Origin of the sequence: Mesorhizobium sp. C399B, assembly GCF_030323185.1 — a bacterium.
Taxonomy (GTDB): domain Bacteria; phylum Pseudomonadota; class Alphaproteobacteria; order Rhizobiales; family Rhizobiaceae; genus Mesorhizobium.
The window spans coordinates 2,175,287-2,195,480 of record NZ_CP100472.1 but is presented as its reverse complement, the minus strand read 5'-3'; the positions used below and the strand labels follow the sequence as shown (position 1 = coordinate 2,195,480).

At 65.0% G+C, this 20,194-nt stretch carries 20 protein-coding genes; 9 read left to right on the top strand and 11 right to left on the bottom strand.

Features of this window, described 5'->3' with window-relative positions; translation table 11 throughout:
- Positions 1-44: 44 nt before the first annotated feature.
- The gene (locus tag NLY36_RS10355; RefSeq protein ID WP_023728507.1) at positions 45-1,040 is read right to left on the bottom strand and encodes a GlxA family transcriptional regulator; all 996 of its coding nucleotides are present in this window, start codon (positions 1,038-1,040) and stop codon (positions 45-47) included.
- A 51-nt stretch (positions 1,041-1,091) separates the two neighbouring features.
- Between NLY36_RS10355 and NLY36_RS10350 the strand changes: the two genes are divergently transcribed.
- The 6 genes from NLY36_RS10350 to NLY36_RS10325 all read left to right on the top strand — a co-directional run bounded on the left by NLY36_RS10350 (position 1,092) and on the right by NLY36_RS10325 (position 5,431).
- Positions 1,092-1,454, top strand: a complete 363-nt coding sequence (locus NLY36_RS10350) for a hypothetical protein (protein ID WP_023710841.1) — start codon at positions 1,092-1,094, stop codon at positions 1,452-1,454.
- A gap of 3 nt (positions 1,455-1,457) precedes the next feature.
- Positions 1,458-1,889, top strand: a complete 432-nt coding sequence (locus NLY36_RS10345; RefSeq protein ID WP_023735097.1) for a type II toxin-antitoxin system VapC family toxin — start codon at positions 1,458-1,460, stop codon at positions 1,887-1,889.
- Positions 1,890-1,924: 35 nt separating this feature from the next.
- A complete protein-coding gene (locus NLY36_RS10340; RefSeq protein ID WP_023735096.1) occupies positions 1,925-3,073 on the top strand; it encodes an amidohydrolase in 1,149 nt (382 codons plus the stop codon).
- 88 nt (positions 3,074-3,161) lie between these two features.
- Positions 3,162-3,521 carry a hypothetical protein gene (locus NLY36_RS10335; RefSeq protein ID WP_023735095.1) on the top strand — a complete coding sequence of 120 codons (360 nt, stop codon included), beginning with the start codon at positions 3,162-3,164 and terminating at the stop codon, positions 3,519-3,521.
- A 105-nt stretch (positions 3,522-3,626) separates the two neighbouring features.
- On the top strand, positions 3,627-4,502 hold the full coding sequence (locus tag NLY36_RS10330) for an alpha-1,2-fucosyltransferase (protein WP_023735094.1): 876 nt from the start codon (positions 3,627-3,629) through the stop codon (positions 4,500-4,502).
- Positions 4,499-5,431: a glycosyltransferase family protein gene (locus NLY36_RS10325; RefSeq protein WP_023735093.1), complete on the top strand. Its 933-nt coding sequence runs from the start codon at positions 4,499-4,501 to the stop codon at positions 5,429-5,431. The genes NLY36_RS10330 and NLY36_RS10325 overlap by 4 nt, the downstream gene beginning before the upstream one ends.
- Here the strand turns inward: NLY36_RS10325 and NLY36_RS10320 are convergent.
- On the bottom strand, positions 5,397-6,608 hold the full coding sequence (locus NLY36_RS10320; RefSeq protein WP_023735092.1) for a cytochrome P450: 1,212 nt from the start codon (positions 6,606-6,608) through the stop codon (positions 5,397-5,399). The two genes, NLY36_RS10325 and NLY36_RS10320, sit on opposite strands and share 35 nt — an antisense overlap.
- 13 nt (positions 6,609-6,621) lie before the next feature.
- The gene (locus tag NLY36_RS10315) at positions 6,622-7,290 is read right to left on the bottom strand and encodes a GNAT family N-acetyltransferase (RefSeq protein WP_031202403.1); all 669 of its coding nucleotides are present in this window, start codon (positions 7,288-7,290) and stop codon (positions 6,622-6,624) included.
- A gap of 198 nt (positions 7,291-7,488) precedes the next feature.
- Between NLY36_RS10315 and NLY36_RS10310 the strand changes: the two genes are divergently transcribed.
- A complete protein-coding gene (locus tag NLY36_RS10310) occupies positions 7,489-8,481 on the top strand; it encodes a hypothetical protein (RefSeq protein WP_023735091.1) in 993 nt (330 codons plus the stop codon).
- 160 nt (positions 8,482-8,641) lie between these two features.
- A complete protein-coding gene (locus NLY36_RS10305; RefSeq protein WP_023735090.1) occupies positions 8,642-9,082 on the top strand; it encodes a lipid-binding SYLF domain-containing protein in 441 nt (146 codons plus the stop codon).
- Between the two features lie 293 nt (positions 9,083-9,375).
- Here the strand turns inward: NLY36_RS10305 and NLY36_RS10300 are convergent, their stop codons facing one another.
- The 8 genes from NLY36_RS10300 to NLY36_RS10265 form a co-directional block, all read right to left on the bottom strand.
- Positions 9,376-10,356, bottom strand: a complete 981-nt coding sequence (locus NLY36_RS10300; protein WP_023735089.1) for an ABC transporter permease — start codon at positions 10,354-10,356, stop codon at positions 9,376-9,378.
- Positions 10,357-10,591: 235 nt separating this feature from the next.
- Entirely contained in the window at positions 10,592-11,563 is a 972-nt protein-coding gene (locus NLY36_RS10295) for an ABC transporter permease (RefSeq protein ID WP_023735088.1), read from the bottom strand.
- Positions 11,560-13,110 carry a sugar ABC transporter ATP-binding protein gene (locus NLY36_RS10290; protein WP_023735087.1) on the bottom strand — a complete coding sequence of 517 codons (1,551 nt, stop codon included), beginning with the start codon at positions 13,108-13,110 and terminating at the stop codon, positions 11,560-11,562. Before NLY36_RS10290 ends, NLY36_RS10295 begins: the two co-directional genes overlap by 4 nt.
- Before the next feature lie 277 nt (positions 13,111-13,387).
- Entirely contained in the window at positions 13,388-14,422 is a 1,035-nt protein-coding gene (locus NLY36_RS10285; protein ID WP_023735086.1) for an ABC transporter substrate-binding protein, read from the bottom strand.
- Between the two features lie 78 nt (positions 14,423-14,500).
- Positions 14,501-15,415 carry a sugar phosphate isomerase/epimerase family protein gene (locus NLY36_RS10280; protein WP_023704173.1) on the bottom strand — a complete coding sequence of 305 codons (915 nt, stop codon included), beginning with the start codon at positions 15,413-15,415 and terminating at the stop codon, positions 14,501-14,503.
- A 21-nt stretch (positions 15,416-15,436) separates the two neighbouring features.
- Positions 15,437-16,972 carry a mannitol dehydrogenase family protein gene (locus tag NLY36_RS10275; protein WP_023714098.1) on the bottom strand — a complete coding sequence of 512 codons (1,536 nt, stop codon included), beginning with the start codon at positions 16,970-16,972 and terminating at the stop codon, positions 15,437-15,439.
- Entirely contained in the window at positions 16,969-17,751 is a 783-nt protein-coding gene (locus NLY36_RS10270) for an SDR family oxidoreductase (RefSeq protein WP_023691914.1), read from the bottom strand. Before NLY36_RS10270 ends, NLY36_RS10275 begins: the two co-directional genes overlap by 4 nt.
- Positions 17,752-17,830: 79 nt before the next feature.
- Positions 17,831-18,718 carry a MurR/RpiR family transcriptional regulator gene (locus tag NLY36_RS10265; protein ID WP_023735085.1) on the bottom strand — a complete coding sequence of 296 codons (888 nt, stop codon included), beginning with the start codon at positions 18,716-18,718 and terminating at the stop codon, positions 17,831-17,833.
- 289 nt (positions 18,719-19,007) lie between these two features.
- On the opposite strand from NLY36_RS10265, the gene NLY36_RS10260 reads away from it, so the two are divergent.
- Entirely contained in the window at positions 19,008-20,192 is a 1,185-nt protein-coding gene (locus NLY36_RS10260; RefSeq protein WP_023735084.1) for a Gfo/Idh/MocA family protein, read from the top strand.
- Positions 20,193-20,194: the final 2 nt, after the last annotated feature.

Below are 20,194 nucleotides of genomic sequence, written 5' to 3'. Positions count from 1 at the left end.
GATATTATCATACCAACGGCGAGATCGCACGCCCCAATATAGGCTTAGGGACCGCTCCCCTTGCCGTCGGCAAAGACACCGGACATTCGGTTCGGATGCCTGAGATGGGTCGGCGTGATACCGGTCTGATGGCGGAAGACACGGCTGAAATGGCCGGCATTGGGAAAACCGCAGCGGTAGGCGATGTCGCCGATTGCCAAGTCGCTCCCCTCCAGCAGCGACTTGGCCTGATGTACGCGCAGCGCAAGATAGGCGGCCATCGGGCCGATGCCGAGCTCGGCGCCGAACAGCCGCTCAAGCTGGCGCCGGGATAAATGCAACCGGCCCGCGATCTCGGCGACCGACAGCGTCTCCTGGAGATTGCTTTCCATCAGAAGCAGCGCCCGTTTCACCGCTCGGCTCGACGCGGCCGGAAAGAGATCGCCGACGGGCTGCACATCCAGGCTCGAGCGGATGCGGTCGAGCACGAGGATCTTGGCGGCTTTTTCCGCAGCCTTGCGGCCGATGAACTGCGACACGAAATGGCCGGCAAGGTCGGCCGCACCCGTGCCTCCGGCGCAGGTCGAGCGGCCCCTATCGACGGAAAACAGGCTGTCGGCATGGGCGTTCACATCAGGGAATTGGCTGCGGAAATCCTTGATGTGAAACCAGCTGACGGCAGCACTGTAGCCATCGAGCAGACCGTAGCGCGCGAGCACGAAGCTGCCGGTGCAGAGTGCCGTCAGCGGCACGCCCTTTTCGGCCGCCCGCAACAGAAAGGCCTCCTTTTCGGAGCTGAGGCTGCGGTTGGTGTCGAGCAGGCCACCGACCACGACGACATTGTCGAACTCCTGCGGATTGCCGATCGCCTTGGTCGGCAGCAACTCGACACCGCAACTCGCCCGGATCGGCAGGCCACGCTCGCCGACGATCTCCCAGTCGAACTCGATCCGGCGGCTGCGGTCGCCTTCATCGCCGGCGAGCCGCAGCGTGTCGATGAACAGCGACAGCGGCGACAGCGTGAAGTCGCGAACCAAGAGAAACGCAAACCGCCTGGCCATTGTTGCTCCGAAACCGTTCCTTCGGGTGGATGGAAGCAATTATCGCGAAAGATGTCGCACAGGCGAGCACGCGGCGCTTTTCAGGAGAAGCCACCGGATGTCGGAGATGAGATTGACGACTTTCTGATGCGCCGTCACGGTACCGCCTTTGGCTTCAACAGGCCGAGACCGCTCGCATCCATAACAATTTGCCGCTATATTGGGTTCATGACAAAAGCACAGACCAAACAGGAGCTGACCGGCAAGTGGGTGGTGCGCGATTCCCGCAGCGGCCGCTACGTTGAAGTGCGCGGTGCTGATTCGATGAAGTCGTCGCAGTTGCCCCTGAAAAAGGGTGTGGACCTTACGAAGCCGATTGCTAATCAAGCCCTCAAAGGCGGCTCTCACCAGGTGCGCAAACCCAGGGATAGTTGATCCTTGCCAGGGGCGCTTCTCGACACGCATACGTTTTATTGGCTGGTAACGGCCGCAGGCACGCTTTCGGAAGAAGCTCTCATCGCAATCGCCGAGAGCCAAACTGCGGGCAAGCTTTATGTTTCCCCAATCACTGCGTGGGAATTGGCGATCGCGTCCCATAAGCCGACGCACAAGAACCCGCCCTATCTCGGCATAGGAACGCCGTCGAAATGGTTTTCCGAGGCAGTTGCAGCAACGGGATCTAAGATCATCCCGATCAAGCAACGTATCGCTTGCGAGGCAGCGACCGTGGTGACCGATACGGGGCATAAGGATCCCGGCGACTGCTACCTGATCGCGACGGCGCGAGCAAGAAAAATTCCGATCATCACCCGCGACACAATCATGCAGGGGCTTGCCTCGCCGGACTATCTACAGGTCATTGTATGTTGAGTTTGCAGCCACAGCACCAAAGCGGAGCCCAAGCCATGACCCTGACCAATCGCGATATCATCGAGCTGACGGCATGGCGCCGCAAGCTGCACCAAAACCCGGAAATCTCCAACGAGGAAGAACAGACCGCCAAGGAAGTCGTCAGCTTCCTCGCCGATACAGCGCCGGACAAGGTGCTGACCGGCCTCGGCGGTCATGGCGTGGCGGCGGTCTATGACAGCGGCCAGGCGGGACCGACGGTGCTGTTCCGCTCGGAGATCGATGCGCTGCCGATCGAGGAGCTTTCGGGCGTCGAGCATGCCTCGCAGGTGCCGGGAAAATCGCATATGTGCGGCCATGACGGCCACACCGCGATCCTGGCCGCACTTGGCCGCCAGCTCGGGCGTGAGCGGCCGGCCCGCGGCCGCGTCGTCTTGATGTTCCAGCCGGCGGAGGAGACCGGCAATGGTGCGGCCGGCGTCGTCGCCGATCCACGCTTTGGCGAGATCGCGCCGGACTTCGCCTTCTCGCTGCACAATCTGCCGGGCGTGCCGTTCGGCGAGGTGCGGCTCAAGCCCGGCGTCGTCAACTGCGCCTCGCGCGGCATCCGCATCGTGCTGGAGGGCAAGACCGCGCATTCCTCCATGCCCGAAACCGGCGTGTCGCCGATGCCGGCGATCAGCCAGCTGATGCCGGCGCTTCCGGCACTGGGGCGCGGCACTTTCGCCGATGACGATTTCAGCATGGTGACCGTCACCCATGCGACCATGGGCGAGGCCGTGTTCGGCATCGCGCCCGGACATGCGGAGGTGTGGGCGACGCTGCGCACAAGGCGCGACGAGCGCATGGCGGAGCTGGTCGCAGCTGCGGAAGCCCTGGCTGCCAGGATCGCGGGCGAGCACCACCTTTCCGTGCGCTGCGACTATCACGAGATCTTCGTCGCCAGCGTCAATGCGCCGGATGCGGTGGAGCATCTCAACCGCGCACTCGACGAGGAAGGTGTCGCGCGCAGCGAAGAGGCCCTGCCGATGCGCGCCTCGGAAGACTTCGGCATCTTCGGCCACAAGGCGAAGTCGGCGATGTTCTTCCTCGGCGCGGGCGAGCGCACCCCGTCATTGCACAATCCCGACTATGATTTTCCCGACGATCTGATCCCGATCGGCTCGAAGATCTTCATGCGCACGGCGCGCAACCTGCTGGGCTGAGCGCCCATGCAAGATACGCATCCTGAAGCTGCCTTTTTGCTGCTGGAATCGTCTTGTAGTCGCGTCCTACATTAGGAGGGGCTTGCGGATGAGAATTGCAATGGTCGTCGCGTTGACTGCGACAGTGGCAGGGTGCGTATCGTCTCCGGTCCAGTATGGAGCCTCGCTCTCGACACAAGACCCGAAATGGCCAACGCCGGAATGCCAGCAGGCGCGCACGGAGGCCTTGAAGTACGACAGGCGCGAGAAGGAGAATCCCGGATGGGCCGCTGGCGTCGTGCTTGGGCCTTACAGCATGGGGCTCGTTGCGGCCATCAAGGAGAATGAGCAGAAGCGGCGCCGGCTGCTCGCACGCGAGGTGCATTTGCAGTGCTCAAGCCTGCCCTTGCCGAGGGATCTGGACTTCGATCCAAAGATCTACGCGCCAAAGCCGACGCATTATCCCTGAGGGTGGCTTGCCGGCGGCGATCATGATGCGCCCTTGGCGTCAGAGGCCAGTCGACCGGCCCGCGCAGCTCGGGTAACAATGACCGTCTTTGGCGAAAGGGGTCCAATGCGGCAAGTGCCCATCGTGATGCAGCCGTTTGGCGGCATGGCGAACAAGATGTTCCAGTACATGTTTTGCCATGTGCTGGCGAAGCGTATCCCCGGTGGCTATGTCTGCGACGCCGACCTGCCGGAATGGTCCATTGCCAGGGTGCGGCCGCCTTTGTTGTGGAAATACCGGCTGCTTCGGGTCGACGGCTATCACCGCTACGACCTCGACGGGATCATAGCCGCGTTCCGCGACAGGCGGGCGCGGAGCATCCGCTTCAAGGGCTTCGCGCAGCGGCTGGGTTATTATGACCGGGACGAGGTCTCCGGGCTGTTCGACGGGCGTGCCGTCGCCGCGCCGACCCATGGCGACGATTTTCTCGTCATCCATGTGCGGGCCGGCGACATCCTCGACGGCTTCCACCGCAACTATTGCCCGATGCCATTCGGCTTCTTCGAGACGCTCATCAAGGATAGCGGCCGCAAGCCGGTCTTCGTCGGCCAGACCCATGACGACAACGATTATTGCCGGCGCCTGCGTCAGCGTTTTCCCGATGCTGTCTTCGCGCCGAAGGCGTCGCCATTGACGGATTTCGAGACGCTGCGCCGGGCGAGCCATCTCGTCACGGGGGTGAGCAGCTTCTCCTGGCTGGCCGGTTGGTTGTCTTCGGCGCGGACGATCCATCTGCCGGTGGCCGGCATATTCGACCCGCGCATCAGGCCGGATATCGACTTGCTGCCGCTTGACGACCGGCGCTATCGGTTCCACCAGTTCGACATGGGCGACTGGACGGGCTCTTCGGAGCAGCTTGCAGCATTTTATGGCGACGCGATCCCGTTCCGGCAGGTCGAGCCTCAAGCAGCAGCCGGTGGCGCGGGGAAAGCGTTGCGATGAGAATTCCGTTTTCCGTTAACAGGCCGGTGATCTGCGCGATCATGAAGCTGGAGCAGCCCTATGTGATCGAGTGGGTCGCCTGGCACAAGCTGCATGGCTTCGACCTGATGATCGCCGACAACTGCAGCGCCGGACCGCAGACGGCGGTGCTCCAGGCGTTGCGCGATGCCGGCTGGATCCGGCTGGTCGACTGGCGACACGACACGGTGCTGCCGCAGCGGCGGGCCTATTCCTATCTTTACTGGCAGGCATTGCTCCACGGCTATCGCTATCTGGGCTTCATGGACGCCGACGAGTTCCTCGAGCCGCTCGACGCGCCGCCCTGGAGCGGAGCCGAACTGGTCCGCTCGCTTTTGAGCCGCCCGGGCGTGCGCAGCGTCGCCTTTCGCTGGGTGAATTTCGGCAGCGACGGCAAAGAGGCCTATGACGACGAACTGGTGACGGTGCGGTTTCAAAGGCGCGGCACGCATGACGCCCCGACCGCGCGCTGGAAGAAGTCGTTTGCCCGCGTGTCCTCGGTCCTGCGCAAGGCGCTGCGGGATCCCGGGCAGTTCATGCCGCACCCGCACGGTTTCCGCATCTCGCTGCGCAGGACGCTGGTCGACGGCATGACGCTCGACAAGCACCCGGCGGCCATGCCGATGGAATGGAAGATCGGCTGGATCCGCCACTATGCCGTGAAATCGAGGCAGGAACTGGCCGACAAGCATGCCCGCGGCGGCGGCTTCACGCCGTCGAGCGAGGCGCCGTCGCTGGACGAGTACCGGGTATCGAGAGATCAGAACGATATTCTCGATCCGCTCGACGATGCGACGGTGGGCGCCTTGCGGGCAAAGGTTTCGGAAATCGTCAGGTCGCTCGACCCGGCGGTCATCGCCCAGACGCGGCCGCTTTTCACGCAGCGGGGTCGAGGATCAGCGGCGCGGTAGCCATGCCGTGAAACGACATCGTGGCGCGGCGCTCGGCATTTGCGGCATCGAGCCGCCATCCGGGCGCACGGGTGAACAGGGCTTCTATCATCGCCGCGATCTCGATACGGGCGACATGTTGCCCGAGGCAGACATGCAGGCCGGTGCCGAAGGTCATCGACATGGCTGGCGGGCGCGTGAGGTCCAGCCGGTCGCCATCGGCGAAGACGGCATCGTCGCGATTGCCGCTGCCGAGCACCGGCACGACCGCTTCGCCAGCCGCAATCCTGACGTCGCCGAGGTCGATGTCCTGCGCCGCGATGCGGGCGACGGCGTATTGCACCGAGGCGCCATAGCGCAGCAGTTCGGCCGCCGCGCTGCTCCAGTCGACAGCGCCGCGCTCGAGCAGCGCGCGCTGTTCGGGAAAGCGATCCAGCGCAACAATTGCGTTGCCGAGAGCGTCGACGACAGTCTCCTGTCCGGCAAACAGCATGAAGACGATGTTGGCCACCATGTCCCCGCTCGACCAGCGGCCTTGCGCAACCTCCCGCACCATGCCGGCAACCATTCCGTCCGGCCGGTAGGCCTGTCGAGCCAGCCGCTCCTCGACAAAAGCTTGGCATTCGCGATAGGCCTCGGCGCTTGCTGCCGGCGGCTGCGCTCTTCGCAGGTCGAATGCGCTGGCCATGCGGCGGGTCACCGATTTCAACGCCCAAGGGTCCTCGATCTCGATGCCGAGGATTTCCTGCAGCAGCCAGAAGGACACCGGCACGGCGAGCCCGGCGACGGCGTCGACGCGGCCATCCGCCAGCGCACGCTCGACCAGCTCGTGGCTCAGCGCGCGAAGACCTTGCGTCAGCGCTTCGATGGCCGGCCGTGAGAAAAAGCCAGCGACCGGCCGGCGCAAGGCGCCATGCTGAGGCGGATCGGCGAGCAGCACCGAGCGGCTGAGCAGAGCCATGGGCGCATGGTCGACGAGCTTGCGGCGGACCTCTTCATATGTACCCGGCGGCGCCTGAAGAAGAGCGGGATGCTTCAGCGCGCCCGACACCAGCTCATGGCTGAACACATAATGCGCGTCGGCCAGCTCGGGATAGGGCGCGACGCCGCGCGCAATGCCGCCGGCGGCGCGCATGCGGGCGAAATGCGGAAACGGGTCGTCGCCGAGCGCGAACGGATCGAAATGCGGAGCTGTCATGACGGCTCGAATCTCATGCCTTGAGATTCTTGGCTGAAATGACCCTGAAGCCGCCTGACGTGGCGTCCTGCGGGAAGAAGTCCGGCATGACGTAGAGGAACTCGCATCCGTAGACGCGGTAGTGCATGCGCAGCAGCGGATCGCGGATGATCTCTTCCAGCGGCGGTCTTGTGCCGGTCTGGTTCCAGCGGTCGATGGTGGCGCGGAACCGCGCATCGGCCTTGACATGATCATACTCTTCGCCCGAGGAGCCGGCATAGGACGAGCAGCGGCCATCGCCGATCAGCCAGCTGGCGCCCAGGCGGCGGCCGTGGCTCTCCATCTCCTTCAAGAGCCGCACCGCCGTGTTGGAGCCGCGATGGCTCGGCCGGACGCAGAGATTGTAGGCGTAAAGTGCGTAAACCGGCTCGCTGCGCGGCAGCGATGCATAGGCATCGAAATTCCTGGGGAAATCGGCGCGCACCAGCGGATCCTGGCTGGTCTCGGTAAAGCAGATGGTGCCAGCAAGCAGATCGCCATCGATCGCGCCGAACATGGTGTGTCCGAGTGCCAGCCGGTGGCGGATGGTCGTTTCGCTCGCCTGCAGCGGTGCGGCCCAGGCGGCAGCCTCAAGCTCCATCAGCAAAGGGATGTCTTCCAGGTCTAACCGGCGGATGGGTATCGCAACATCGTCTAAATTCATGTGTCGGCTGCCTCGACTTCTAACGCGTTGATGGCGCATGGCAGTTTCTTGCCAATGCGGTTTGCAGCTTCACGGAAACGTCAACCTGTTCTATCTCCTGTTTGACGCATGCCGGATGGAGAACCATTTCACGGCTTTCACAAGCCTGTCTAATTATCATGGTTCCCCTTTGCAATTACATACGGACAACGGAAACGCATGATATTTTACGTCGCGCACCGGGAGCACGCCTACACGCAGGCGGTGGTGCTTCTGTATCACCGGACTGACCTGGAGGCGTGGTTCCGGCTGGTGCGCTACGAGGATGCCGGGCTGCTGCGCGGCGTTCGCGCCGGGGTGGTCATCTGGTCCGACATGGACCGGCTGACATCGGACGAATTGAGCCGCGCGGCCGGCATCAGCGCCGAACTGGCTGACAACACCGGCCTGACGCAGCTCAATCACCCGACCGCCAGCCTGCAGCGCTTCGACCTGCTGCGCCTGCTTCATGCCGACGGCAGCAACGCTTTTCGTGTGTTCAGGCCGGACGAGCTGGAAGAGGCGATACGCTATCCCGTTTTCATCCGCGACGAGACGGGCGCACTCTACAGGGAGCCGCCGCTGCTGCACGACCGGCCGGCGCTGGACGCCGCGATCGCCCGGCTGGACGGTAGCGATCTGGTGCGGCCGATGGTGGTGGAGATGATCGGCACCCCCGGAATGGACGGTTATTTCAGGAAGTACGCGGCGTTTCGGGTCGGCGATACGATCTACGGCCAGCATTGCGCCATGTCGAAATCGTGGTTCGTCAAGAATTCGCCCGAGCAATTGCTGCCGGCGCATATCGAAGAAATCAGGACCTATATCGATACGAATCCTGACGCCAATGCGGTCATGCAGGTCTTCGAAAAAGCCCGCATGCAGTATGGCCGCATCGACTACACTTTCGTGGACGGCAGGCTTGTAGTGTTCGAGGTCAACAGCAACCCCACCGTGCTCAGCGACCCGCCGACGCCGTTCGCCATCTATGACCCCAAGCCCTTTGCCGATCTTCAGGCCGACGCGCTGCTCGCGCTGCCGCAGGCTACCGAGGCGGGCTCGCTGGCTGCAATCGACACCGCCCACCAGTCGGCGCTGGCCAAGTTGCGGCGCCATTACCAGATGAGGCGGTTGAAGTTAACGCTGCGAAAAGTGCTCAGGAAGAGGAAATAGCCGCCGCCTCCTCCGCAACCCGAAAGTACACCACGTCAAGTTTCGTCGGATCTTGTCACAGCCTGCCTGGAACCAAATCACGGGCTAGATTGTTCAAGTTTGTTACGACGCCGACGAGCCCTGCCGGTTGGGCAAGCGGCGATCCTGAGGAGCTCCCACCATGACCATCTCGTCCAGCTTTCGTTCGCTCGCGGTTGCGGCCATCACAACTGTGTCCGTCAGCGCTGCCAGCGCCGCGCATGCCGATAGCGGCACGATCCGCTTTGCCGTCTACAAGGCGGCCTTCTTCGTCGGCGGTTCCGGCGGCGAGGGGACGCTGACCTTCCACGGCCGCTCCTATCCCATCACGATCGGCGGCGTTTCGGGCGGCTTCGCCTTCGGGGTTTCCAAGACCTATTTCCGGGGCACCGTGCGCCATATCCGCAGGGTGCGGGATGCGACCGGGGTTTATGGCGCGGCCGGCGGTGGCGGCGCGCTTGGCAAGGGCGCGCAGGTGATCGTCATGACCAACGACAAGGGCGCCACGCTTGAACTCACGGGCCGACAGGTGGGGCTGCAGGTGAATGCGGATCTGAGCGGGATGGCGATTTCGTTGAAGTAAGGGGGCGCTCCCTCGCGTTCTCGGTGGGGTAAGCTCGTCTGGGGCGATGATAATCGCCTATGGCTGCGCCAGCCCCCTCATCCGGCCGCTTCGCGGCCACCTTCTCCCCGCTGGGGAGAAGAGGCTGGCGTTGACGCTGGCGCCCTCCTCTCCCCTCGGGGAGAGGTCGGATTGCCCGAATTGCCCTTCGCAATTCGGTTGGCAATCCGGGTGAGGGGGAACTTGCTCCCGTGCGCTTGGCCTGAACCTTGGATGGGGAAGCTTCGCCCAATGCAGCGTCGGGCGCCAGCCGCCTACCGCTCCTCCACAATCCGCAAATACGCCGCCGTCACGAACAGCACGATCAGCCCGAACAGTATCCGTCTCGCCCCCTCCGGCATCTGCAGGATGGTCAGCAGTGTTGTCAGCACGGTCAGGATCAGGGCGCCGATGATGGTGCCGGTGTAGCCGCCGCGGCCGCCGAAGATGGAGGTGCCGCCGATGACGGCGGCGGCGACCGAGGGCAGCACCAGCGGTTCGGCGAGCGACAGCGAGGGGGCCTTGATCAGGCCGATATAGAGCAGGCCGGTGAGGCCGGCGAGCACGCTGGAGGTGACGTAGAGCGCGGTGATGACCTGCCAGTATTGCACGCCCGACAGGCGGGTCGCGCGCTCATTGTCGCCGACGGCGTAGAGCAGGCGGCCGAAGCCGGTGCGGGCGAGCGTGAAGACGATGAGGGCGGCGAGCGGCACGAACAAAAGCAGCGCGTTGGGGAAGCCCCATGTCACGCCGGTGCCGAGCCAAGCCAGGAAGTCGGGGATTTTTGCGCCCGACGCGATGACGGTGCGCTGATAGACCTGCAGGCAACCGGTGCCGATCAGGCTGGTGCCCAGCGTCATGATCAGCGGGTGGACGCGGAAGACGCCGACGCCGATGCCGTTGACGAGGCCGATCAGCACCGCCGGCATCATCGCCAATAGGAACGCCACCGCCGGATCCTGGTTGACCACTTGCGTGGCCATGATGAAGGCGCTCATCGTCGCCACCGTGCCGACCGACAGGTCGATGCCGCCGGTCAGCATGGTCATGGTCTGGCAGCCCGCCAGGATCGCCAAGGGAATGGCGAATTTAATAGTGTTGGCGATCCAGCGCTCGTTGACGATGCCGGGGCGCAGGACCTGCAGGATCACGACCAGGATGATCAACAGGATGATTAGCGGAATGAGCGGGCGGTCGGCCATGAAGCGTTTTATGCGGCGGCCGAAGGGGACGGGGGTGATGGCGGCGGTGCTCATGGGGTTTGCCCAATGTTCTGCGAGGACGGCGCTCTACGGCGCCCCCCTCTGGCCTGCCGGCCATCTCCCCCACTTGTGGGGAGATTGGCAGCTTCAGCGCCTCGCTCATTCTTGCAAGGTTGGAGATTGGCGAAGGTCGTCGCGACATCCAATCTCCCCCCTTGTGGGGGAGATGTCCGGCAGGACAGAGGGGGGCGCGAAGGAACGCTGACGTCTCTCTGCGACAGCCCGCCCATCACTGCCGCCCCCGCATCGTGATAAACGCGCCGAACATCACCACCGCCACCATGATCAGCCCCTCGATGATGGCGGTGACGTTGGGGTCGATGGCAAGCAGCGTAAGATCCGTTCGCACCAGCCTCAGCACGAAGACGGCGACGATCGGGCCGAGCAGGCCGCCCTTGCCGCCGCCGAGCGCGACGCCGCCCAGCACCACGGCGGCGACGCTGGCGAGCAGATAGGGGCCGGGGATGGGGGCGCCGTTGCCGGTGCTCATGGTCAGCGCCAGGCCGCCAAAGGCGGCGAACAGACCGGACAGCGCATAGGCGATGATGCGGGTGCGCTTGACCGGCACGCCGGAGCGGAACGCCGCCAGTTCGCTGGAGCCGATGGCGTAGATGGAGAGGCCGAGGCGCGAGCGCCTGAGCGGTATCCAGATGACGCAGAGGCAGACGATCAGCACCAGCAGGGCCTTGGGCAGCCAGGCGTCTATGGCGTCGGGCAGGCCGGGGATCGGCACGGTGCCGGAGATCAGCGCCTTCAGCCATTCGGCGATGCCGCCGCCCGGCGCGTCGAGCACCAGCAGGGCGGCGCCCTGCAGCACGAACAGCATGGCGAGGGTGACGACAATGTCGGGCACGCGGGTGACGACGATGAGCAGGCCGTTGAGCGCGCCAAGGCCAAACCCCATGGCCAGCACGAAGGGCACCACGAACAGCGCGTATTCCTCGCTCGCGCCATTCATCATCGACGCCGCGGTGACGCTGGTCAGCGCCATCATGGCGGCGACCGACAGATCGATGCCGCCGGCGATGACGACCACCGTCTGCGCGGCGACTGCGAAGGCATAGGGCAGAACGGCGCGGGCGAGCGAGCCGAAATCATTGCTGCCATAGGCCGGCTGGATGATCCTGGTGGCGATGAACAGGACGATGAGCAGGGCGAACAGGCCGACGACCCAGCCTTGGCGGCGCAGGAAATGGCTCATGGCGCGGCCTCCGGCGAAGCCGAAGTGTTCGCGGTCGGATCAGCCAATATGCCGATATCGGCCTTGGCGCCGCGCGGCAGGCCGTAGGCGGCGCGCATCAGCGCAGGCTCGTCGGCCTCCTCGACCGGAAAAATGTCGACGAGGCGGCCGCCGAAGATGACGATGACGCGGTCGCAGACGCGCTGCACCTCTTCGAGTTCCGAGGTGTAGAACAGCACCGACTTGCCGTTGCCGGCGAGTTCGCGCAGCAGCTTGTAGATCTCCTGCTTGGTGCCGACATCGATGCCGCGCGTCGGGTCGAAGCACAGGATGGTGCGGGCATCCGCCGCGATCCAGCGGGCGATGGTCACCTTCTGCTGGTTGCCGCCGGACAGGCGCTGCACCTCGCCCTGCGCGCGGGTGTCGATCTGCAGCCGCTCGATCGCGCTGAGCACGGTCGCGCGTTCGCGGCGCATGTTGATCGGACCCCAGTTGCGCAAGGCAGCGCTGAAAGGCAGCGCGATGTTTTCGCGCACCGAGCGCTGCATGGCGAGCGCTTCCGAGCGGTCGCCCGGCACATAGGCAATGCCGGCGCGGATGGCGTCGATCGGATGCGAGAATTTCACCGGCTGGCCATCGACTTCGATCGTGCCGCCGGAGGGCCGGATCAAGCCGGCAAGGGCGGCGAACAACTCGTCCTGGCCCTGGCCTTCGAGCGCGACGACGCCGGCGACTTCGCCGTCGGCGAGATCGAAGGAGACATCGCTGAGCTTGGCGCCGACGCGCAGGTTTCGCACCGAAATGCGCGGCCGGGTGGTCGCGGGCGCGCCCTTCTCGGCGGCACTGCGGGCAGCGACATGGGTTTTCACGATGCGGGTGCCGAGCATCAGCTCGACGATCTTTTCTTCCACGCCCGGCACGATGTCGACGACGCCGACGGTCTCGCCGTCGCGCAGCACGGTGGCGCGGTCGCACAGCGCCGAGATTTCGACGAAGCGGTGCGAGATGAAGATCACGGCGCGGCCCGAATCGCCTTGGCGGCGCACCACTTCCAGCACCTTTTCGGCGAGGTTGGCGGGCAGGGCCGCCGTCATCTCGTCAAGCAGCAGCACGTCGGGCTCGACGGCGAGCGCCCGCGCCAGGTCGAGCACGCGCAGCACGGCCAGCGGGATGTCGCGCGCGGTGTCGCGCAGATCGAGGTCGGCAATGCCGAGCTCGCGCACCCAGGCGCGGAACGGCTCGACCGGCGTGCCGGTGAGCCTGAGATTGGAGAGAACGTCGAGATCGGGGATCAGCGACGGCTCCTGGTAGACGGGCAGCAGCCCGGCGCGGCGCGCGGCGGCCGGCGAGCGAATGTCGCGCGCTTCGCCGCGGATCAGGATGCGGCCGGCGTTCGCCGGAATGGCGCCGGTGAGGATCTTCACCAGCGTCGACTTGCCGGCGCCGTTGGCGCCCATCAGCGCGTGCACTTCGCCGGGCAGGACGGAGAGCGACGCGTCGCGAAGTGCTGCAACTGCACCGTAGTTCTTGGCGACGCCGGTGGCGTCGAGGACGGGGCTGGTAGTCAAATGGTTTGTTGTCAAAATTGATGGTTCCAGAAACTAATGTCGGCGCTCTACGGCGCCCCCTCTGTCCTGCCGGACATCTCCCCCACAAGGGGGGAGATTGGCAGTTCCGGCGCCGCCCCTCGTCTTGCGACGTAGAAAATTAGCGAAAGCCGAGATGACAGCCAATCTCCCCACCTGTGGGGGAGATGTCCGGCAGGACAGAGGGGGCGCCGTAGAGCGCTAGTCTGTGTGGCGAGGACGGCCGTTCGCCGTCCTCGCCAGTTCATTCAAACCAGGCTTACTCCCCCGGCCCCTTGCAGGCCACGATCTGCTCCTTCGTGTAGGTCGTCCACTCCGGGATCGAGATCGAGACCGGCCATTCCGGGCTGAGCGACGGGTCGGCGGCTGCCTTCAGCTTGGCCTTGCCTTCGTCGGTCGCGTTGTCCCACAGCTGCGGGTCGACCAGCACGGTCTGCTGCGCTGGCTTCTTGCCGTCGAGGATCTGCAGCGCCAGCGTCACGCCCGCGCCGCCGATCGAGCCGGGGTTGGTGACGGCTGCACCGACGAGACCTTTCACCGAGCTCAGCTGGCCGACGAAGCCGGCATTGTCGGCGCCGACCACCGGCACCAGCGGCGCCTGCGATTCGACCAGCGCGTCGACGATGACGTTGTCGATGCCGGAGGTCCACACACCGTTGAACGGCGTGCCGGTGGCCAGGAACGACAGCATCTGCTGCTTGGCCTGATCCTGCTGCCAGCCGGTGAAGACTTCCTGAGCCACCTTCACGCCGGGGTTTTCAGCCAGCGCCTTCTTGAAGCCTTTGTCGCGATCCGAGTCCGCCGAGGCACCCGCTGCGCCGCGCATGTAGAACACCTCGCCCTTGCCGCCCATCTGGCCGAACAGCCATTTGGCGCCGAGATAGGCATACTGTTCCTGGTTGTTGGAGATGATGTAGGCCGACGGTTCGGTCACCGCCTGGTCGACGGCAACGACGACGATGCCGGCCTTGGTGGCTTCTTCCAGGCCCGCCTTGATGCCGGCGGGATCAGCGGGGTTGACGACGATGGCGTCGACCTTGGCGCTGATCAGATTGCGAATGTCTTCGAGCTGGCCGGCGGCATCGGTGTTGCGGTGGGCGATGTTGAGCTTCGTCACTTCGCCCGAAGCCAGCGCCTGCGCCTTCATGGCGCAGACCATTTCCTCGCGCCAGCCATTGCCCTGCACGGTGTTGGAAATGCCGATCGTATATTTGGCTTCGGCCGACGACACGCCCATCGATGCCAGCAAGGCAGCGCCCGCAAGCAACGGGACCATGGTCAGTATTTTCTTCATGTCAGTACTCCTCCACATTGTTGTTTTTCGTCTCAGGGCCAGACCCTTCGGCAGGATCGGACCAAGTCATTCACCTCGTCATTTGACGAAGGGGCGCAGCACGTCGCGGGCGAGCAGGAAGCCCCGCTTCACCGCATCGTCGTTGCCTTCAAACCGCCTGTCCTCATGTTCGATGATGACCGAGCCGTCATAGCCGGCGCGGTAGAGGCCGGAGAAGAAGCCTCTCCAGTCGACATCGCCCAATCCCGGCATGCGCGGCACCTGCCAGCCTATCCCGGCGGAAAGAATCCCGCGCTCATACAAACCATCATGATCGATCATCAAATCCTTGGCGTGGACATGCAGCATGTAGGGGCCGAACTCCCGGATGAAGCGGCCCTGGTCGATCATCTGCCAGACCAGATGCGAGGGGTCGAAATTCATGCCGACCTCGCCGCCCCAGGCCTCGAGGATGCGCCGCCAGATGTAGGGCGAATAGGCGATGTTGTGCCCGCCCGGCCATTCGTCATAACTGAAGATCATCGGGCAGTTCTCGAAGGTGAGTTTTACCCCGTGATCGCGCGCATAGGCGACGGTCTCGGGCCAGACTTTCAGCGCGTCCTGCCAGTTGACGTCGACGGTCTTCGAGGCATCGCCACCGCAGAAGGTGTTGACCACCGGCACGCCCATATTGGCGGCCAGCACGATGACCTTCTTCAGATGGCCGATGACGGCCTCGCGATGGGCGGGGTCCGGATGCAGTGGGTTGGGATAGTAGCCGAGGCCGGAGACCGTCAGCTTCTTCTCCGTCAGCGAAGCGACGATCTCCTTGGCCTGCGCGGGCGAGGTGGAAGCGGCATCGATATGGCTGGTGCCGGCATAGCGTCGCGTCGCGCCGGATGTCTTCGGCCAGCAGGCGATTTCCAGCGCCTCGAAGCCGGCCGAGTGCGCCCAGTCGGCGACCTCGCCAAGCGGCGTCTCCGCAAACGGTGCTGTAAGCACTCCAAGTTTCATTCTGCCTCCCTAGACCGACGACTATAATGCCGATTGTTTGGATCGCTTCAACCTCGCGACCTCATCTTGTTCGAGACTGTGCCGGACAGCCGCCATCGGATCGTCCGACAGCAGGTCGCCCAGCGCCGATATCACGGCCGCGCGGAACGTATCGTCGGCGGCAAGGCCGGGGCCGAATATCCCGTCGATGGCAAGGATGGCGGACACCAGCGCGCTGGCATCGTGACCGGTCGCGTCGGCGATTGCGGCGACCTTGCCGGCATAGGGGTCCGACACCGGCCAGCGTCTGCCGAAACGTCCCGAGGCCTGGATCAGATAGGCCATCCAGCCGGCGACCGGCACCGACAGCAGCCCGATGCTTTGGCCCTGGCTCAGCCGGTCGCGGATCGGGTTGAGCAGGCGCTGGACGATCTTCTGCGAACCGTCGGTCGCGACCTGGTGGTTGCGGTGGCGGATCGCGGTGTTCTTCAGCCGGGCAAGGCTCTGCTCGACATAGGCGAGCGGCAGGACGCCGGATACCGGCATCAGCGTCGGCACAGTCTCCTCGACCAGCATGCGCCTGATGAAGTCCGACAGCAGCGGGTTGGCTATGGCATCCGATGTGTGCTCGAGCCCGGCCAGCACGCCGAGCGTAGCCAGTGTCGTCTGGGCGCCGTTCAGCACCCGCATCTTGAGATGCTCGAACGGCGTGACGTCGTCGACGAAGGTGGCGCCGACCAGATCCCAGCGCGGCATGCGGCCGGCGAATTTTTCCTCGATCACCCACTGCCGGAACGGCTCACCGACAGCGACGGCGGCATCGTGGTAGCCGAACCATTGTTCGACACTATCGAGGTCATCCTGCGTCACCGCCGGCGCAATGCGGTCGACCATGGCCGAGGGGAATGCGACGTTGGCCGCGATCCAATCGGCCAGCCCATTGCCGCGCGGTTCGGCAAAGCTGCGCACGACGTTGCCGAGGATGACGCCATTGGCCGGAATGTTGTCGCAGGACAGCAGCGTCAGCGGCCGCCCATGCGTGGCCCGGCGCTGCTCCAGCGCCCGCACCAACAGGCCGGGCACGCTGCGCGGCGTCTCGGGGTTGGCGAGGTCATGGACGATATCAGGGTGGCCGAGGTCGAGTTCGCCGCTGGACGGGATGTGGCAATAGCCTTTTTCGGTCACCGTCATCGTCACTAGCTCGATATCGGGTGAGATCAGCACGCCGAGCGCCGGTGCCGCACTCTCCTGGCTGTCGACCACCCGGACGATGCTGCCGATGACGCGCGCCTCGATGTGGCTGTTCTCGCGGATCAGCCTTGTGTAGAGCCCGCCCTGCCGTCCCAGCGTGTCGGCAAGGCTGGGCGGACGGATGTTGATGCCGACGATGCCCCAGCGGTCGAAGCGCAGCGAGATGAGATCGTCGGTGTATTCGGCCTGATGGCAGCGATGGAAAGCGCCGACGCCGAGATGCGCCATGCCGGGCGCCAGGAGCATACGGTCATAGGACGGTGTCTGGACCGAGGCCGGCAAGCGGTCGAGCAGCGCCGGCCCAAGCGTTTCGGTGGAGGCGCTCACCGGTTCGCCCCGATCACCGCCTGCTCCTGGTCGATGACCGCGCCGGTCATCGGGCCGGCGGCGTCGGACAGCAGGAAGACGGCGAGGCTGGCGATGTCGTCCGGCGTCAGCAACCGGCCGAAAGGCTGCGCGGCATTGGCCTTCTCAAGCCAGCCAGGGCCGTTGCCCAAAGTCTCCGCCTGCATGATGCGTTCGGCCGGCGTGTCCGTCCAACCGACATTGATGCCGTTGACGCGGATGCGGTCGAAACGGTGGGCGTTGGCGGCGTTCCTGGTCAGCGTCGCCAGCGCGCCCTTGGTGGCGGAATAGACGGCAAGCTCCGGCGAGCCGCAATGGGCATTGATCGACAGGATGTTGAGAATGGCGCCACCTTGGCCGCGCTGCTTCATGTCGGCAATCGCCGCCTGCATCAGGAAGAACGGCGCGCGCGCATTGACGGCAAACAGCGCCGCCCAATCGTCGAGGCTGGCGTCGAGGAAAGAGGCGCGATCGGTCAGGCCGGCGGCGTTGACCAGCGCATCGATGCGGCCGAAGCGCTCGATGCAGGCCTGCGCCAGAAGGGTGGGGGCGTCAGCATCGGCAAGGTCGGCGGCGACGAAGATGGTCGGCGTGCCCAATTGCGAAAGCTCGGCCGCCACGGCCTCGCCACGCGCCCTCTCGCGCCCGGTGACCAGCAGCCCGGCGGCACCGGAACGCGCCAGCGTCTCGGCAATGGCGCGGCCAATGCCTTGCGTCGACCCGGTGACCAGAGCCACCTTGCCGTCAAGCCGGATCTCCATTCCTCCTCCCGGGAATAAAGTTTCTATTTTTTTAAATATGGAACGGCAATTCTGGATAGTCAATTGTGCCAGCGGCGGCTCATTCGCCGCGCCGCGCCGAAACCCCATGGACCAGCGCCATGCCGACAGCGAGTGACGCCGCCAGCGAGCGGAAGCCGGCAAAGTCGGATTCCACCACTTCCAGCCAAGCGTCCGAGAGCCGAACCAGCGGGCTGAAAGTGCTGTCGGTGACGGTGACGATGCGGGCCTTGCGCTCATGCGCCACCGCGACGAGATCGGGCGTGATCGAATTGTAGGGGCTGAAGGAGACCGCAAGCACGGCGTCCCGTGCGCCGATGCAGCCGATCTGGTCGAGTGCGGAGGAGCCGACATTGTCGACCAGCACGTTGCGCACGCCTTGCTGCGACAGTGTCAGCGACAGATAGGCGGTGACCGGAAAGGCGCGCTTGGAGCCGATGACATAGATCAGCTCGGCGGCCGCCAGCAGCGTTACCATCTTGTCGAAACTCGCGACGTCGAAGCCGGCTTCGATGCGGCCAAGCGAGGCCTGCGATGCCCCGACCATGCCGTGCAGGAAATGCAGATTGGGCTCCGTCTCGGTGCGCGGCTCGCCGCGCCCTTCCGGCCACGATCCCTTGATGTGCTCCTTGAACAGGCCCTGGAAATCGGAAAAGCCGGAATAGCCGAAGATCTGCGCAAAGCGTACCAGCGTCGAGGGCTGCACGCCGGCCTGTGCCGCCACCTGCGCGATGGTGCCGAGCGCGACATCGCTCGGATGCTGCCACAGGAAGATCGCCACCTGGCGCAGCCGCTTGGGGAAATGCACCGTGCCCGACGACAGCACGGCGCGCAGCTCCTCGTAGGTCTGCGGCTGGATGTAGCCGAGCGCCGCCAGAGAGCGCCCGCGCTTGCGCGTCGCCGCCTCGTCGGTGCTCGATCGCCCGGATGCCTTGCTTGCCCCACTCATGATTTCAGGCTAGCGCGGTACGATCGTTTTACAATATGAAAATTGGAAATCGCGTTCGAAAGGGGTGCGGTTTCCCAACGTCGTCATCCTAGGGCGAAGCAGGAGCGAAGCTCCGTCGCGGAGACCCTAGGATCCATGCCGTGACGATGGTCGAGGAATGCAGCGGACGAGAAGGTTCTGCACCGTAGCATCGCTCTGATGTCACGGCATGGATCCTGGGGTCTGCGCTGCGTCGCTGCGCTCCTTGCTACGCCCCAGGATGACGAAGCCACAGGTGGAGGAGTTTGAAATGGTCTACGCAACATCGGACGGATCGGCGGGCAAGCGGCTCAGGGTCGGCATGGTCGGCGGCGGGCGCAATGCCTTTATCGGCGCCGTGCATCGGCTCGCCATGCGCCTGGACGACCAGATCGTACTGGTCGCCGGCGCGCTGTCGTCGGACCCGGAGAACGCCGCCGCCTCGGCCGCCGAGATCGGCATCGCGCCCGAGCGCAGCTACGCCGACTATCGCGAGATGGCGCAGGCCGAAGCCGCGCGGCCGGATGGTATCGAGGCGGTTGTCATCGTCACGCCCAACCATCTGCACGCGCCGATTGCCACGGCCTTTCTCGAGGCCGGCATCGACGTGATCTGCGACAAGCCGCTGTCGACGACGCTGGCCGACGCTGAGGCGCTGGTGGCGCTGGCGAAGGCGAAGAAGCGCCGCTTTGTCGTCACCCTCAACAACATCGGCTACGCCATGGTCCGCCAGGCGCGCGAGATGGTGGCGGCGGGTGCGCTTGGGCGGATCGTTTCCGTGCACGGCGCCTACATCCAGGACTGGCTGACCAAACCGATCGACGCCGACGGCCAGAAGCAGGCGGAGTGGCGCACCGATCCGGCGCGCGCCGGGCAGTCGGCGGTGCTGGCCGATATCGGCGTGCACGCCTTCAACCTGGCGAGCTATATCTCCGGCTGCGAGGCCGAGGCGGTGTCGGCGGATCTGTTCACCGCCGTGCCGGGACGCCGGCTCGACGACAATGCGCATGTGCTGGTGCGCTGGACCGGCGGGGCGCGCGGCACGATCCTGGCCAGCCAGACCTCGCCCGGCCACTACAACGATCTCTCGGTGCGCATCTATGGCGACAAAGCCGGGCTCGAATGGTCGGGCGGCCGGCCGGAAGAACTGCGCTTCTCCATCTACGGCGAGGAGACCCGCACGCTGGTGCGCGGCGGCCATGGCTCGACCACTGAGAGCCAGCGCGTGTCGCGCATGCCGGCGGCGCATCCGGAGGGATATATCGAGGCCTTCGCCAATATCTACCGCGACGCCGCCGATATCATTCGCGCCCATCGCTCTGGTGGGGTGGTCGATCCGGCGCGTGCGGCGCAGGTGCCCGATGTGGTGGAGGGCGCGCGCGGGGTGAAGTTTGTTGCGGCGGCGGTGGAGTCGAATGCGGCTGGTGGGGTGTGGACGGCGGCGCGGTTCGGGTGAGG

Bases quoted from the DNA above. Each gene is read 5' to 3' on its own strand.
- NLY36_RS10355 (WP_023728507.1), bottom strand. From the start codon at position 1,040: ATGGCCAGGCGGTTTGCGTTTCTCTTGGTTCGCGACTTCACGCTGTCG.
- NLY36_RS10350 (WP_023710841.1), top strand. From the start codon at position 1,092: ATGTCGCACAGGCGAGCACGCGGCGCTTTTCAGGAGAAGCCACCGGAT.
- NLY36_RS10340 (WP_023735096.1), top strand. From the start codon at position 1,925: ATGACCCTGACCAATCGCGATATCATCGAGCTGACGGCATGGCGCCGC.
- NLY36_RS10335 (WP_023735095.1), top strand. From the start codon at position 3,162: ATGAGAATTGCAATGGTCGTCGCGTTGACTGCGACAGTGGCAGGGTGC.
- NLY36_RS10330 (WP_023735094.1), top strand. From the start codon at position 3,627: ATGCGGCAAGTGCCCATCGTGATGCAGCCGTTTGGCGGCATGGCGAAC.
- NLY36_RS10325 (WP_023735093.1), top strand. From the start codon at position 4,499: ATGAGAATTCCGTTTTCCGTTAACAGGCCGGTGATCTGCGCGATCATG.
- NLY36_RS10320 (WP_023735092.1), bottom strand. From the start codon at position 6,608: ATGACAGCTCCGCATTTCGATCCGTTCGCGCTCGGCGACGACCCGTTT.
- NLY36_RS10315 (WP_031202403.1), bottom strand. From the start codon at position 7,290: ATGAATTTAGACGATGTTGCGATACCCATCCGCCGGTTAGACCTGGAA.
- NLY36_RS10310 (WP_023735091.1), top strand. From the start codon at position 7,489: ATGATATTTTACGTCGCGCACCGGGAGCACGCCTACACGCAGGCGGTG.
- NLY36_RS10305 (WP_023735090.1), top strand. From the start codon at position 8,642: ATGACCATCTCGTCCAGCTTTCGTTCGCTCGCGGTTGCGGCCATCACA.
- NLY36_RS10300 (WP_023735089.1), bottom strand. From the start codon at position 10,356: ATGAGCACCGCCGCCATCACCCCCGTCCCCTTCGGCCGCCGCATAAAA.
- NLY36_RS10295 (WP_023735088.1), bottom strand. From the start codon at position 11,563: ATGAGCCATTTCCTGCGCCGCCAAGGCTGGGTCGTCGGCCTGTTCGCC.
- NLY36_RS10285 (WP_023735086.1), bottom strand. From the start codon at position 14,422: ATGAAGAAAATACTGACCATGGTCCCGTTGCTTGCGGGCGCTGCCTTG.
- NLY36_RS10280 (WP_023704173.1), bottom strand. From the start codon at position 15,415: ATGAAACTTGGAGTGCTTACAGCACCGTTTGCGGAGACGCCGCTTGGC.
- NLY36_RS10270 (WP_023691914.1), bottom strand. From the start codon at position 17,751: ATGGAGATCCGGCTTGACGGCAAGGTGGCTCTGGTCACCGGGTCGACG.
- NLY36_RS10265 (WP_023735085.1), bottom strand. From the start codon at position 18,718: ATGAGTGGGGCAAGCAAGGCATCCGGGCGATCGAGCACCGACGAGGCG.
- NLY36_RS10260 (WP_023735084.1), top strand. From the start codon at position 19,008: ATGGTCTACGCAACATCGGACGGATCGGCGGGCAAGCGGCTCAGGGTC.